This is a genomic window from Anabaena cylindrica UHCC 0172, assembly GCF_034931625.1.
GTDB lineage: Bacteria > Cyanobacteriota > Cyanobacteriia > Cyanobacteriales > Nostocaceae > Anabaena > Anabaena cylindrica_A.
In genome coordinates this window covers 32,101-48,755 of the sequence record NZ_JAYGGY010000026.1, presented here as the reverse complement: position 1 = coordinate 48,755, position 16,655 = coordinate 32,101, and the positions used below count along the sequence as shown (strand labels likewise).

Here is a 16,655-nt window from a genome sequence, read left to right as displayed (position 1 = left end):
TTATCTTTTCTCAGTAGTTGTAACTTATATCTCTGTTTTTAGTCTAAACTCCAGTCATAACCTAAAGCTAAATAATCACTTTGTTTTTCAGCACAATAACCTAATAATTCATACATTCTTTTTGCTTTTTTCTCACCCCATTCTCCCCAATACTCTTTATTCTCACCTGTACCATCAGGAGAATAAACAAATATAGAGTTACTAGATATATTTTCTGGTTTTAACTGAGTATTATCTGTAAATTCTGGTGTTTCTTGGATATTTTCTGGATCAGGCGTAAATTTTTCTTCTTCAGGAATATCCCCAATATCATAACCATTTTCTAGTAAGTATTCTTTTATGTCTTCAATATCATCATCTAGTAATTGCAACATTAAGGAATTTGTAATTTTCATTCTATCTAACTTTAAAGCATGAAGTAAATATGTACTCAAGTTAATATTTTTAATACTATTCCACTTCCTTACATAGTAAATAGAATTATTATCTTTATCGTAGTAATTAGATAAAGACTCTTTATAATCTATTAAACTGCACGTCATGAAAATTTTAGGAGGATTATAAAATCGAATGTTATCTACTTTCTCTTTAATTTGCTTCTCTATTAAAATATTACGTTTTCCAGTAAGTAATATGCCTATGAATATAGACCGTGCTTTAATTAAACGAGGTAGATAATTATCAATTTCACTTTTATCTAAATTAATATCCATATCGTCAATAGTGATTTTTTTTACTCCTAAAATATCAAGTATTGTTTCAAATTGAAAAGGATTTACACCAGAATCAGGAAATTTTACTAAACTAGAGTTGCGCTTAGGAGGTAATTCCAAAGATGTACTAAAATAGAATAAATCATTAATAAAACGAAATTTCCCATTATAAGTTAGTAATTTTCCACTATTTATCCAACTTTTAATTTTTTCTTTATCTTCTTCATTTATTGCTGGTATAATACATCTTAAAAGATGTTCAAAGACTTGATTTAGTCGTCTATCTTGTTTGTTGGTATGCTCAGTATATTTTTCAGCAATATCATCTAAGATAGTTAAACAACTTTCTACATTAAGCTCTCGCTTCACACCAATAAAATCTTCTACTTCTTCTTTCAAGCTACATATACATACATTATAGCAATCTCCTACGAGTTCTCTGATTCGATTAGAATATATACCCTCAGATGAATTATGGCATTTTTCATCAAAGCAAGGAATTGAATAGCGATATATTACTGAAACTTTAAAAGAGGAAATTACTTCTACTGGAATATTATTTTTCCATACTGTTGATTGCTTTCCTAAATTTAATCTATCCCAATTATCATTTATATACTTCCATATTTTCTGAGAAAATCTAAAATTATTAAAGTATACATGATGGGGGTAATGAATAAAATTTTGAAAAAAGTGTTTTTGCTCATTAGAATCAAGTCCAATAACTCCTAAGTATGCTTTTCCAAATTGCGTTGAAAATTGAATTTCTCGCTTATCATTATATATCCAAAATCTGACTTCTTCTTCTACTCCTATATTTATAAAAAATTCCTTCCATTGCTCTTTATCAGATGATTCATGTTGCAAATACTTAGAACTAACAAATTTATCAAAATCAGTATCTTCATAAAAAGTTTGTAAATTTTGCTTAGGATTGTAGTAATTTGATAAGTAACACCTACCAGCAGCTACTAAATTATTGTTTATAACTAAAACTTTTAATCCATGTAATTTCTGAAAGTCTTCCTGAGTTAAATAGGTACGATATTTGAATATTTGTCGGCATATATCAACAGCATTTTCAGAATTTACAATATCAGAGTTATTAACGATTTGATGAATTTTCTCTCTAATTAAATCAACACCCTTTAAGTCAAATACTCCTAACACACCAGTAAAAAACCTTTTCCACTCAATAATAGAATCTCCTTCTTGATAATATTTATTACTGATTAAATTAGGTAATGATACCTCTAATATTGATGTATCTTCAAACTCTTCATTTGTATAAAACTCAGATAAGTTACATTCACTTGCTACTTCTAATCCATTGTTAGTTAATAAAGGTAATTTATGAAGTGATTCAATATCCTCATTACTCAACGATAACGTCTTCCACACATTAAAAATATATCTAGTAATATTAATGGTATTTGTATCATTAATTGCATTATTGGTAATCATAGGAATTATTGTATTAGATATAATATCTAATCCATTAGGATCTTTAACACCTATAAATAATAAAAAATCTTTCCAATTACTAACTGTAGCTGGAGTTTCATAATAATCGGAAATAACAAACTTAAAATTTTCAATACCAATTAAATTAGCTACTTCCTCTGTTGGATATTTAGGTTTGTAAAAATCAGATAAATAGAAATTATAAGCACAATCAAGATAATATTTATTATCCTCTTGATTATGATAAATTAATTTTAAGTTATTTAATTTTTGGCATTGTTCATAATTAAGTTGGGAATAATATTTAAAAATAAATCTCACATAATTGATATAGTTATTGATAGATGATTTTATATCAGGAATGTATTTGGATTGATTTATTCTTTCTTTTAATATTTCACAACCATCAAAAATCTTAATCCTTAAATTATTCTTTGCCCATTTAAAGAGTTCATTGTCTTGTCTAATTTTTTCGTCTATATCAGGATGTATAAAATAAAAAATAGCAAAATTTAATATTTTCTTCTCTGATTCATAAATTTGGAAATATAATATTTGGGGACTGGCAAAATTACTATTTTCATCCAAAATAAATTCTATAGATAGTAATTCTCTATTAGATAAGTTTTTTGTTTTTAAATGAGCTAATACTTGAAAAATAATCTGTGGGTTGCTTTTAACAATATTTTTGTAATGTGTAGATTTTAAAAAACTACAAAGTGATTTTACATCAAAACTTTTAACACCGAAATTCTTGAGTTTTGTTTTATTAAGTAATAAGTTACTTATAAAGTATCGTTTAGGATCAAAAAATGTTCTTACAGATTCAACTTGTATTATTCTAGTAATTTCTGTTTCATCTAAAATAGAATCATTTACAGTTAATAATTTATTATCTTCTTCTGAAGGAATAAAAGCAATTAATTCTAGAGCTTGATCAAGTTCTTGATTAAATGAGATAAAAGTTTCACTTTTAGCTACGTTTAGAGAAAATTTAGATGGCAAAATATTAATAACTTGGTTTCTATATTCTGTCTTTTTCGCAACTTCAGCTATCCATGTTAACGAGTAATAAGCTATGTTAGTAAAAAGAAATATATTCCAAGGATTATCATGATGAATTTCTTGTCGGTTAGCTGTAGTCAGAAAATCAGCATTAACTAAGAAAGGAAATTTATATTCTTTTACATTGGTTGGTAAATATGTAAATAAAACAGAGTCTTCTTCATTGACAGCAACCAGTTTATTATCTATGAGTTGAGCAGCAAAGGTAATTTTCGAGCGTTCAATTAATTTTAGTTTATCAGGTATTTTTTTATCGCTCTTCATTTTGTCTTTAACTTGTTTAGGCACATTAAAATCAAAATCCTGTACTAACCAATAAGTAATTTGGTTATTTCTACATATTTTGTATTTTTCTCCTTGCTTTTCTTTGGTGATGGAGACATCAACTATGTTGATATTATTTAAGCCTATAACATTTATATTTTGAACATGACGTAAAAATAAAATTAATCTAGGATCTTGAAATAGTTTTTCTAACTTTGTTTTATATTCTTTAATTTTAGCTTGTCCCACATAAATAGCAGTTGCAACAGGAAAGGTAAAAAATTGTTGATACTGCTGAATTTCTACAGGATATTCTTTTTTATCTATCCAAATAGGTTTGATTTGCCAAGGGGTTTTTTCAATGTTTTTATGTCTTTTGTCATTTCTATCAAATTTGAATGAAAAATTACCAGAATTAATATATACACATTCTGAATCCGCAAACACAGATTTAAACCCTATACCTTTATAACCTGTTTGCTCAGAATTATTTACTTTTGTACTTTTGGATATACTGGAAATTGCATCTACATTAGTGCTATCAAAAGGCTTACCATTATGCAAAATCAAAAAATGTTCCCGGAGAATAACGAATACTACGTTTACTAGACCAGTTTCATTAGGTATATCATCAGCATTTTGTAATAGTTCAAATATAAATCTTTCTGTTTCTGTATACAAATCACCTGTAAGTCTCGTTAAAGCATTAGCAAGGTTTTCAGCATCTCTTTCAGACTGACCTGTTTCATTGAATATTTTCTCAATTAATTGTTTAAGATTTTGCATAATGATTTATTCTCAGACGAATTTTGTCATCAATATCACCCAGTAAATTCACTTCCAAGCGATTACTGACTGTATCGGTTACTAATTGATAGTTGATATTACTGAGTAATAATGTGATTGTAACATATTTAGCATATCACTTTTTGATCAACCAGCAACTGACATTAATAGCCAGATGGACAATAAATAAATAGCCAATAGGTCTATGTCAATTCATACAAAGCCTTGTTAGCTTAACTCTAAGGCAATCAGAGTTGAGTACATAATGGCTACCAAAACACTGACCAAACCGAAGCACAAACAAAGCTCTCAAACTCGCTCTTGGGAAAACCTGACAGACCGCCGTAAACTCCGCCATATAGAAAACACACTTGACAAAGCCATTTCTGAGTCAATTCAGAACGATTCTATCCATTCCCATCAAGACTTTAAAGACTGTGTAGAAAATTACAGTCAGGAATCAGGGAAAGCCCCCATAACCGTAGAACTTTGCGTAGGAGGTGACGATGATGACGAAATTAGAGGCTATCGCTTCTACCTTACCAGTGACCCTGGACACAGAACCAGTGGTAAATACCTGATTAAAAACCTCGAAGGAATCACTAACAAAGACGAAAACTACTTTACCCCTTCCAATATTGCCGAAATTTGCGGTTTTGCAGAAACAGAACTAGATGATTTAGATGATGAATTAGAAGACGACCTACTCGATTTAGAAGAGGAAAACGAAGAAATAGATGAAATTGACGACGAACTAGACGACCTGTTAAACGACGATTTCAACAATGAACTAGATGACCCAGACGACTTAGATGAAGAAGACGAATTACCTGTTAGTCGTGTTAGTGTAACCCCAAGTAAACCTCAAGCCAAAACTGTAACTAAACCCCAAAGTAAGTCCCAACCCAAAACACCAACTAAAACTCAAGATAAAACCCCAACCAATAAAACTGCCACCAAAAAATCCAAATCCCAAGAACCACTAGACGAAGCTTCCCGTTTAAGTGCCACAGCAGCCACCAACGGACGAGAAGTAAACGGGGTAAATTTGGGAGGATTAGCAGGACAATTGGCAACTTTAGGAATTGCTGTCGGACAAGGAGTTTTAGAACAACTAGCAGCCGAGGCTAATGAAAAGCGACTAGAACGAATTCTTAAACAACTACAAAAACAGAATGACCGAGTTGATAACCTCACCAGTCGCTTACAGAAAATAAAGCCTGACTCATCAGAATTTCAAGATTCTCAAACTTCTTTAAATTCCCCAATTTCTTCAAATTCTCGAACTTCTTCAAACTCCCCAACTTCTCAAGATTATCGAGTTGGATCTGAAGCATCTACAGCAGATAATCCAGTGGTTGTAGCTACTATGAAAATCGGCTCCAAAGTAGACAAATTAGGTTCTCAATTAGACCCTAATAATCAGTCGCAACCTTTTGAGTTAGATAAAGATGCCAGCATCATTGAACAATTTCAACAAATTGAAGAATACTTGCAAAATCTTTCTAAACGACTTGACCGTTTAGAAGAGGTAGTTGGACGATTAGAAAAACAACTTGTATCACAACAAAATAGTTCTGTAATTGCATCAGAAACCGCTGAAAAAGCTGCTAAATTTAACTCTACGAATCAACCAGAAAATGATGTTTTAGGACATCTGACAAAACGCCAAGCCCAACAACAACAAATTGCTTGTGCTGAGTCTTTAGTTGGATTTGCTAATGTTGCCAGTGAGTTATTTGACCAATCACCTGAAGATGGTATTGCCATTTCCAGTAATAAAACTTTAAGAGTGAAACAACAAGGAGTAAAACAACAGGGTAAACAAACAGCACAAACAGAGATATCTGCGGACGTAGCCATTGCTTTAGAAAATACCCAAGGGAAAACACTTTTTGCGGGTACTTGCACTCAGGGACAGTGGGCGATAGCCCAAGATAATCTCACTGATGAGGAAAAAACGGGCATTTGTAAACTACCACAGTCAAAACAAGAATATGCCCTTAAAGCTACTACCCAAGAATTGATTCAAAAGTTTCAAACACAGCTACCTCACAAATTTAATGGTGATGATGAACCCACCTTTACCTGGGCTGAAAAAGGCAAAGCCAAGTACGACTTTGAAATAGTGAAACTGTCTAATGGCACACAGATACTTCAGGGATTTAACCCCAATCGTCACAATGAACAAGTCCTTGATGCTGCTTTAGTACCAGGAGAACCACCGGAGATTAGGCAATGTAGCATCCCCTTGAGAGAAATGGAAGCGTTGTTAGATAATCAGCAATCAACTCGTTCTCAACAGGTTGATAAAAATACCGCTAAACAACAGAAAAAGCAAACTAAAACCAGCAAATCAGAAATGCAAGTTTAAGTTTACCGTAAGCAATCTAATACCAGCAATAGCAAATATTCAGAAGCCAGATTCACCAAGGATGAATTTTACGAAATTTTTACGTTCTTCATTAGTTATAATTCTTTGTATTTCAGCCCTGAAGGTTGTAAACCCTACGGGTATAGATAGCTGCGATTAATTAGGCATCATAAAACGATTGAATGCTTAGATTTTACAGAGAAGAGAAATTAGAAAAGCAAATTTCAGTTTAATCAGTTGAATTTTACAGAGAAAAGAAAGATGAATCACCTGAAATCTCCCAATTCTCAGTTTAAATCACTACCATCTACGAATTTTTCATCCAAATTCAAAAATCTGAAAATCAACCGCACCGACTTAATTTTTGTTTTCATATCTTTGGCAATTGCAATTTATTTACTGGCGACAAAACCCATATTTGTAACTATTTTGGGATGTGCCAGCATTGTTTTCTTGAGTATGGGGTACGTAATTCGGACAGTACCAATTTTAGAAAAGTATTTAGGCAGAAAAATCCGCTTTTGGCATCTTGTTACCGCCATTATCACTATTACTGCTTTACTTGATACCCTGGCAACTCCAGCCCAAGCCATTTTTTTAAGTGGGTTAGAACAGTTTTTCGTCACTTTAGCCCAACAAAGTTCACAAGCAGGAGGTGGTGCTACCACATTGGATGCCAACGTTGTTGGTTTAACATTTAACTTGATTCGAGGAGCATTTTTATTGCTGGTTGCATCTGCTTCTTTATTTGCTTATAACCAAGCACAACAAGGTAATGATTGGCGACCAATTGTGACTCAAGTTGGTTTAGCTTTTGCCATTGTTATTGCCATAGATGTCATCACTTTTATCTTTATTGGTAATGGCACAACAACAGGTGGTTAATGTCAAATAGTCAATTGAAGAAGATACAAGGCAGCATATTTTACTCTATCAAATCCTACATTAGCACTAATTAAATAGGATTTATCTAGCTGCTTTTTTTGATAACTTAAATCAAATTCAATACCTTCGCCAAACCTCTTGAATCCTATTGATATCATCATGATTTATTTGGTTTAGACCTATGTTTCTGTTAAGTTAAAATCAAGATCATGAGTTATGGAAAACAATCCGCAAAACGAATTTATCAAAGTTAACCGGATTTTAGGTAAACAAGCCAGCATTGGACCAATACCAGCCGAGCAACTTGTTCCTTGGATTGCCATCATCATAGTTTCTTACATCATTACCAATGGTTTACTCAGTTTAGGAATGGGTTGGTTTTTCGCCACATCATTCTGGCTAATTGTCAGTTGGTGGATTTTAACCGGCAACCAACCCCATCAATTCCTAGATAGATGGCGTAAACCACCCGGAAACGAATGGTATAACTGCAACAATATTTACATTTCCCCATTACCAGAAAACCGTCCCGCTTGGGTACGTCGTCGCTACGGTGACTCACAAATAAACATTCAGTTTAAACCCCTGATAGTACCAAATCAATATGGAGGTAAAAGTAGATTTATGCCCTTCCAAAATGAAGTCAATATCTGCTGTATTGCAGAAATTAAAAAGGATGACCGACAAGTTGCCGCCCTATTATTAGAACAAGGACAATCGCAATATCAACTAGTATTTGGTTTTCAGATTGCTGGACTGCACAACATCTTACATGAAAGTGAAGTTAGTGAATTTGCTCATGCTATTGAAGAAGGGATGAAAGATTTACCAATTGGAGAACGCATCACTTTTTGTACAGGCTGCTACAGTGATGATAACCAACGCCAAACCCAACTTAATGCTTTGGCAAATGATTGTCACCTTAAACCCATTTCTGTTCTCATTCGTAATGAACAACTACGAATAGAAGAATTAAAAAATGCAGGTACACGCCAACAGTGGCAGCAAATAGCCTTTTGTACCTGGACAAGTGATCAACAAGGTAGTTCCCAGCAAAAAGATTTTGTCGGTGCTGTGATTGAAAAATGCCGTAATCTTGGCTCTTGGGTAGTAGAATCAATTACAGGCAATAAACGCATATACCAAGAAACATTCTTCAAAAAGCTATTATTGCAAGGCTTTCAACAGGGATTTATTCAGTGGGAAGTATTACTAAATACTAAAATAGGCTTAGAAGTCACACCTTGTAGCGCAGGTGATTTATGGCAATGGTTGTGGAATAGATTTAACGAAGGTGTTGCACCTGCCATTCCCCAAGTTATCACCCTAGAAGAAACAGCCACAGGACTACAACTCACAGAAACTGTAACCACAGACAAACACATCTGCACCTTACTAATTGAAGGTACACAAGGGCGCTCTGCAAGTCCAGAACATCGCGGAGATCATGACCGAGTTTATCTCATAGGCAAGGGTAAAGTCTGCGGTGTGATGACCATGACAGACCCGCCACTGGGTTGGACAAATACCCAAGAACAACTCAAATGGGTGTGGAAAATACTGTCTTCTAGTTATGTCCATGATACAGAAGCATGGGTGGAAATCAGCCGTGGTAACGACTTTTTGATTCAAGACAATTTAGCCCGTCAAGCAAAGCAATCTAAAGTCGCCCGCACTGTAGCAATTACTAAAGGACAGGGACGTGATATTGGTGCAGAAATCAAACAAGAAGAATCTTTTGAGGCACAACGGCGGTTGTACGAAGGTACAAAAGCCTTACATTGTGCGCCAGTCTTTTTAGTATATCGTCATAGTGCCGAGGAATTAACTCATGCTTGCAATCTACTGGCTAACAGTTTTGAAACCGCCAAGGTACTGAGAGAACGCAATATTGCTTGGGAAATATGGTTACAAACTTTACCTATCACCTGCAAACGCTTATTACATGATGGTAATTTGAGTGAGCGCCGATTAACACTTGATACTCAAACAATTGCTGGATTGATGCCTCTGACCATTCCTAAAGATATTGATCAGCAAGGTGTAGAGTTTTTGACTAGTCGTGGTGGTAAACCCATTTACGTAGATTTGTTTCATCAGCAAATTGGACGGGCTTTAATTACAGGTACTTCTGGCTCAGGCAAGAGTGTTTTAGGGTGGCGGTTTGCGGAAGAAGCCTTAGTGAACAATATTCCCGTAGTCGGTATGGATATTTCCGCAGGTGGTAACAGCACTTTTAAAACAGCGATTGAATTACTGGGTGAACAAGGTGCATATTATGACATCTCTAGTGGTAGTAGTAATTTGCTAGAACCGCCGGATTTACGTAGGTTTAACAAGTCAGAACGGGAACGACGGATGGAATCTTGGAAGGACTTTATTCGCAAGGCTTTGGTAGCTATTTCTATGGGTAAAGTCGAAAATCCCCACTTAGCCCAACGAGTTGATGCTTTACTTGTAAAAGCTTTGGATGTGTTTCTCAAAGACGCAGATATGATTGCTCGTTATAACCGCGCTTTTGAGATGGGTTGGTTGTCCGCAGAATGGCAGGAAATCCCCACATTGCCAGATTTTGTCAAGTTCTGCACCAGAGAACGTCTGAATTTGAGGTCTTTTGAGGAAATTGACCGCCAAGCACTGAACCAAATCCAAAATCAGGTGAGTGCATTACTGGCATCGAGGTTAGGGAAAGCGATCGCTCGTCCCAGTACATTTTCCCCTGAACCAGCGATTAAATTCTTTGCTCTGAGCGGATTAACTAACGAACAGGATGCTTACTTGATGGCGATTAATGCCCATACTGCCTGTATTCGCAATGCTTTATCCCATCCCAAAAGTTTGTTTATTGGTGATGAGCTTTCAGTGCTTTTACGTAAAGATGGTTTTGCTGAAGTGATAGGTGAAACTTGTGCTACAGGACGCAAGGAAGGTATTGCTGTATTGCTACTATCTCAAGACCCAGATACTATCTGTGATTGTGCAACCGGTTCTCAAATCATGCAAAACATGACATACCGAATCACTGGACGGATTACTAGCACAGGGGTTACTTCTTTCCAGCATTATCTGGGTTATCCTGCCCAGATTATTAGCCAGAATGCAACTGAGGCATTTTTACCCCGGATTAGTGACCTTTATTCTTGTTGGCTTGTAGAAACAGGGGGTAGATTTTGGCGTAGTCGTTTTTACCCAGGGGAAATGATGCTGGCCAGTGTTGCTAATAACCAAAATGAACGAGAAGCAAGATCACGGGTAATGGCACAGTATCCACCAACAGCAAAAGGTAGACTGTTAGGACTCAAAGCCTTTGCGGATGCGTATATCTTAGCTTTAAAAGAAAACAAAGGTTTTCAACATATTGGACAGGATGTATCTAATGTATCTACTGTGCAACCTACTCCATTACCTTCTCAACTAAATGTTGGTGAACAGACCGAAGATCGACCTTTAATCGCCAGCTAAAAAAGTAGTTTTCTTTCCTGACAAAAGATTCTGAAGTAAAACTTCTATTCACATAATTGACACTGAAATTTATCAACAGGAAGTTTAATTATGAAACTCAAATTCATCTCAATTCAATTCATTAGTTTGCTGTTAGTTCTGAGTATTAACTCAATTAATAAACCAGCCTTAGCTACTACTCAACCTAACAATACAGCAAACAGTAATCAACTTAATGGTAACAATATTTTTGTAGAGAATACTGAGAATCAAATTACTAGTTTTATCGGAGACGTGAAAAACTTTGTTCAAGATGACTTGTTTAGTCCCATAACTAATTTGATTAACTCAACAATTGGTGCATTCCAAATTCCCGATATTTCTAAGTTGTGGAATCAGATTTTGGGAGGTTCAGCCAGTCAAGACCCTGGAGCCATATTATCGGAAATCTTGGAAAATAAAACCAATGGTCAAAGTTCTTATGGTATTCGAGCAGATATTGGTAAGGATACTACTAGAAATGTTGTAACTGAAATTGCTAATCAAACAACTTTGAGCCAAACAGCCCAAACTCAAATGGCGCAAATTCAGCAAGTTACTCAACAAGACACTCAAAAGATTATCAACTTAGGTGAAGAATCCCAAAGTTTGGATGTCACTCAACAAATTTTGCAAAACTTGTCTCAACAAACAGCCCTCAATAGTCAAATTAATCAGCGAATATTTCAAGAAGCACAACAAGCAAGAATTGATAGGACATTAAACAACACTTTGATTGTACAAACAGCTAAAGAACTGGCAGCTATTAACACTGCTGACAGACGTAAAAATATAGCCGCTGGTAATGCCATGACTCAACAAGCTGGATTACTGATGATGCCTGGTGGTGTTACTTTGGGTGATGAAAAGTAAATTTTAATTTCCAGACTGCCATTTATTGTTGCTCAAAGTTTGGGTCAGTTTTAGTGTTCAAAGCTGGTAATTAATATGACGTACTTTATTGCTGAATCATTTCCTGTTACTGGTGGAGAATCTCAAGCTTTAGATATTGTCTCCAGTTCTTTAGAACTATCTCGTGCTACAGTTGAATCGTGGAATTTAGTTTGGCAAGTCAGCCTAGATCCACTTAATTCTGCGTTATGGATTGGCTTGATTAAATTGGGTATTACATTGGGAGCAGCTAGTATTTTGTTTGTGGCACTGACCACTGGAAGAGAAGCTATTGAAAAACAATCTTGGTCAGAATTGGCAGCTATTTTTGTCTGGCCAATCGTGATTATGATATTCCTTGGTGCTAATGGTAATGTATTAGCAAAAACAATCACTTTTATTCGAGGCTTTGCTTACATACAAGTACAAGAAGTTCTGAAATTGCAAGTGGGTGAACTGACATTTCGTGATGCTATTACCAATGTGACAATTAGCAGTATTGCTAGACAACAACTAGAGAATCTTTATAGTGAATGTCAGGGACAAGTTGGTACAGAGTTAGTTGAATGCTGGAACTCAAAGCAAGCTCAAGCCCAAGCAATTGTTACCAAAGCTGAAGAAGAAGCTAAATCTCCACTTCAACCATTACGAGATTTTGGGAGTTTTCTCTGGAGTAGAACCTTACCTGGTCAAATTGGTACTGCTGTGCAATTTGTGAATGACCCCGGTAGTGTATTTCGAGATACTGCTATTCCCATTATTCGCTTAATTCTTTATGCCCTACAATGGGGATTTGTAAACATTTTAGAAGCAGCATTATTGCTAACTGCTTTATTTGCGCCAATTGCAGTGGGTTTATCACTTTTACCATTACAAGGTCGTCCTATTTGGGCTTGGTTAACTGGGTTTATTTCTTTATTTGGTGTTCAACTTGGATACAACATTTTAGTAGGTCTAACAGCCGTTGTCTTGGTTAAATCAGGAGCAGCATTAGCCTCTGATATCGCTTTCATGTTTTTCTTGAGCATCTTTGCTCCAGGTTTAGCAGTGTTGATAGCTGGAGGTGGGGGAATGGCAATTTATAACGGTATTTCTGCCAACGTCAAAGGCTTAATTGATATTCTCAGTAATGCTATTGGTACAGCAACTAGTGTTGCTTTAATACGCAAGGTTTAAGGGATAATGGACTTCCCAATAAAAATACCGCATTGCTTTTACTGTAGGGAGTTTTCTAGTAAGTGGAAAAGTCGTTTTTATTCGTTAAACTTTGATAATTAATCGTCATAATCGTCCAAAATTAATTATGGTTTAGCTCTTTTAACTTGACTATGTTGTCAATAATTAATCTATATAGCTGAGGTAAAACACAACAATTGTCAAGTCTGATTGCCCGATTCAACAATTCCGCAAACAGTAAAAATCAAGAATATCCTGAATCGGGATATATAGCAGTTTTAGATAACATAAAAACACCCAAATACTTAAATTACTGACTATAAAATTATTTCCACATTCTTTTTAATCTCACTCAACTGCACACCCTCCTATTGAACTGAGATGGTTATGGAAATCAAACGACTGCAATCACCACTGCTGCCGGAATCAAAAAATTTATTAGCTATTTGTTTTCTGTGTTTAACGGCATTCAATAGTTTGATATTTGTGTTAATCCTATTCACTGCTTTTAGAGTTAATAAAATTTCTGAACGCAAGACTACCTTTGCTCAATTATTGAATGGTGAAACAATCTATGTTTCCGAACAAGACCGCAATTGGCGCTATCCAGGAGTGATTCAAAAACTAGTCAGTGATTGGACAACTTTAACATTTAATTGGGATGACAAACTTACTGGTACTAATCAACCAGACAAAGGTGTTCAAGTTGGTAAAAAAGGGCGCATTCCTACAACGGCTTGGTTTGCTTCTCTACTACTAGAACCAGAATTCGCCAAAGCTTCTTTACCGAAGATTGCTGAATTAATTCCAACTAGCGTTTTTACAGGACAGCTTCGCAGTACAACTATTATTTCCTATCTATCAGAACCGAGAGCAATAAGACTAGAAGAATGGGAAATAGATATGGTTGCTACTCGCATTTTAGTTGACCGCACCACTGGCAGAGATGAACGTATTCCTTTCAACCGCACATTTACAGTCCAAGCAGTGGAAATTCCCCGTTCTCCGTTAGGAAAAGATGCCCCGCTGGTAGAACAAAAAATTTATGAAATGCGCTCATCTGGACTGCAAATTATCAGAATGGTTGAATTTAATCCTCAGCAGCAACGTTAAAGGTCATGGATTTAAGCAGGAAAAAGGTAGAATCATGGAAAATTCAAATCAAAATCACTCAAATCAAAACCGCGAATTTGACTCCTACGAAAATTCTCCTAATTATTCTCTAGAATCCCATACTAATAACGGCAATCATCATTCTAGCCAAACTGCTGTACAAGACGAAGATATCAGTCCTGAAGACGAGCAAAGACTAGCAGGGTATAATCCTGCTGCAAATCAACTAATTTCTCAAGAATATCGCTTGAAACAAGATCAAGAAGTAGCAGTAGAACGACCGTTAGCAGAAAAACCTGGTGTTCGTCTAGTGTCGGTAATTACTTTGGTAGGAGTGGTTATTGCTTCTGCTTCAACCCTCTGGTTTGGATTTCTGCAACCGAAACCTCCTGCTAAACAAGCAGCAAAAACTACTAATTCTTCTCCTAGCAATGAACCAGTTTTAGATGAATCTGCTGAACTAAAAAGCCGTTTAGCTTTTCAAGACCAACGACAACAACTCAATGTCAAACCAGTCGCTGCTACATCTCCCAGTCCAATGTCACAAGCTAAACAACAACCCACACCATCACCACCAGTTCGGACAGTACGGCAGACTATTTCACCACGCACTAATACTTTCAGAGTTAGTGAATCTGCACCTAGAGTTAGACAATATCCTGCTTCAACTTCTGTAAATTCTCCTGTGAGTCATACAGTCCCACGCACAATTCAACGACCAGTACAACAAGCTGAAAATAATGTTGATCCTTTACAGCAATGGAACAAATTAGCTAGTTTGGGACAGTCACAAATCGGTAACTCAACAATAGCCTCAAATCAGGAAAACCCGACAGTATCAACAGCAAATAATCAAACTGTCAAAACCTTAAAATCAACTACACTCAATCCCCAAGAAGCTGAACTACAAACAGTTTTAATTGGCTCTAAAAGTGTTGATGGTCAAGCTAATTTAACTCCCGGTATGGTGGGTATCCTCAACCGTACCCCTGCAAATTTGGTCAATTCCAATGTCAGCAGCAATAAGGATGTAGCACTGGGTACATCTGTGCCAGCTAAAGTGATCATGCCAATGATATGGGATGAAGGTGGTAAAAATCCCAATGACCGCTTTGCTGTGGAGTTAACCAGACCTCTTAAAGCTACAGATGGCACAGAGGCACTTCCTGCTGGTACTGTTATCGTTGCTAAAACTACAGCCGTAGGTAAAAAGAATAACTTGGTTTCGGCGAGTGCGATCGCTCTGGTTTATCCTGACTCCCAAGGTACAGTTAAACAGGAAACGATACCAGTTAGTACGCTATTAATTCGGGGTAACAACAAGCGACCATTGATTGCTCAAAAGCTCAATGATGTGGGGTCAGAAATTGCTCAACAAGATTTGTTAGTGGGATTACTCAGTAGTTTGGGAAAAGTAGGTAGCATTGTCAATCAACCCCGGACTCAATCTAGCACTGTTGTTTCCAATGGCACGTTTAATCAAAATACTGTTTCTAGCACCGCTGACCCGCAAATTTGGGCGGCTGCGTTGGAGGGATTTTTTAGTCCAGTCAGCGATCGCTTGTCGAGACGGTCTGACCAAGCAGTGCAAGAATTACTACAACGTCCTAATATTCAATTTTTACCTGAAGGTACGGAAGTCTCAGTGGTTGTCAATAATTTTTTGAAAGTTGCCCGGTAAACTAACTGCACCCACAACGGGTGGGTTTCTTGGAGGTTGTTATGAAACAATGTATTACTTTTATCATCACTACTAGCGCATTATTGCTGGGGATAACAGCACCTATTGTCCAGGCACAAACACCTGCTTATCGCTTTATTAACAGAGATATAGCTGCAAAAACGAGAATTCAGGTTCAAGTTACGCCAGGACTGGCTACACCTATCAGCTTTAGTCAAACCAACGAAGCGATCGCCTACATTTTAGTAGCAGATCCTTCACGACTGGTCTACACCACAGATACAGATTTAAAAAGCGGACAAGCTACAACCATCTTTTTAAGAGCAATCAAACCGCTGAAGTTTCCAGGGTCTACCACTACTGCTATCACTAACTTACTTGTTCAAACTGTAGATTCTCAAGGACAAAAGCGACTCTACAATTTCGATATCATTCCTCAGCGCAAAAAACCTGGGTATGTCGGTATTCAAATTGCCAATGCAATTCCTGGACAGCAAAAATTATTAATAGATGAAAATCGCCAAGTTACAGTTGATGATATTGAGACTGGGCTAAAAATTGCCATTAAACGTGGTTATACTAACAGCAGTGACCCTATTGTTTCTAAAGTCCGACAGTTTTTAGCTTTGTTACGCACCAACAAAGTCACTATTCCAGAAGCAGCTAAATCTGTTGATGTGCCACTAGAAGTAATTTTAGAATTAGGGAAAATGGCAATTAATCAACGCTATTGTCAAAAGCTTATTCCTGATTGTTAACTTCA

The 16,655-nt window shown here is 36.0% G+C and carries 9 protein-coding genes; 8 read left to right on the top strand and 1 reads right to left on the bottom strand.

From position 1 onward, the window contains the following. Window positions 1–38: 38 nt before the first annotated feature. The gene (locus VB713_RS09425) at window positions 39–4,292 is read right to left on the bottom strand and encodes a sacsin N-terminal ATP-binding-like domain-containing protein (protein ID WP_323311302.1); all 4,254 of its coding nucleotides are present in this window, start codon (window positions 4,290–4,292) and stop codon (window positions 39–41) included. Between the two features lie 265 nt (window positions 4,293–4,557). On the opposite strand from VB713_RS09425, the gene VB713_RS09420 reads away from it, so the two are divergent. The 8 genes from VB713_RS09420 (at window position 4,558) to VB713_RS09385 (ending at window position 16,650) form a co-directional block, all read left to right on the top strand. After that, window positions 4,558–6,666 carry a hypothetical protein gene (locus VB713_RS09420; protein ID WP_323311301.1) on the top strand — a complete coding sequence of 703 codons (2,109 nt, stop codon included), beginning with the start codon at window positions 4,558–4,560 and terminating at the stop codon, window positions 6,664–6,666. A 261-nt stretch (window positions 6,667–6,927) separates the two neighbouring features. Beyond that, window positions 6,928–7,551, top strand: a complete 624-nt coding sequence (locus tag VB713_RS09415; protein WP_323311300.1) for a hypothetical protein — start codon at window positions 6,928–6,930, stop codon at window positions 7,549–7,551. Between the two features lie 216 nt (window positions 7,552–7,767). Further along, window positions 7,768–11,013 carry a hypothetical protein gene (locus VB713_RS09410; protein WP_323311299.1) on the top strand — a complete coding sequence of 1,082 codons (3,246 nt, stop codon included), beginning with the start codon at window positions 7,768–7,770 and terminating at the stop codon, window positions 11,011–11,013. Window positions 11,014–11,103: 90 nt separating this feature from the next. Then, a complete protein-coding gene (locus VB713_RS09405) occupies window positions 11,104–11,904 on the top strand; it encodes a hypothetical protein (RefSeq protein WP_323311298.1) in 801 nt (266 codons plus the stop codon). A 75-nt stretch (window positions 11,905–11,979) separates the two neighbouring features. Continuing rightward, the gene (locus VB713_RS09400; protein WP_323311297.1) at window positions 11,980–13,098 is read left to right on the top strand and encodes a hypothetical protein; all 1,119 of its coding nucleotides are present in this window, start codon (window positions 11,980–11,982) and stop codon (window positions 13,096–13,098) included. Between the two features lie 387 nt (window positions 13,099–13,485). After that, window positions 13,486–14,211, top strand: coding sequence for a hypothetical protein (locus VB713_RS09395; RefSeq protein WP_323311296.1), 726 nt, complete (start codon window positions 13,486–13,488; stop codon window positions 14,209–14,211). Window positions 14,212–14,245: 34 nt separating this feature from the next. Further along, window positions 14,246–15,892 carry a hypothetical protein gene (locus VB713_RS09390; RefSeq protein ID WP_323311295.1) on the top strand — a complete coding sequence of 549 codons (1,647 nt, stop codon included), beginning with the start codon at window positions 14,246–14,248 and terminating at the stop codon, window positions 15,890–15,892. Between the two features lie 41 nt (window positions 15,893–15,933). Beyond that, complete coding sequence (locus VB713_RS09385; RefSeq protein ID WP_323311294.1) at window positions 15,934–16,650, top strand: hypothetical protein; 717 nt, start codon at window positions 15,934–15,936, stop codon at window positions 16,648–16,650. The last annotated feature ends 5 nt before the right edge of the window (window positions 16,651–16,655 follow it).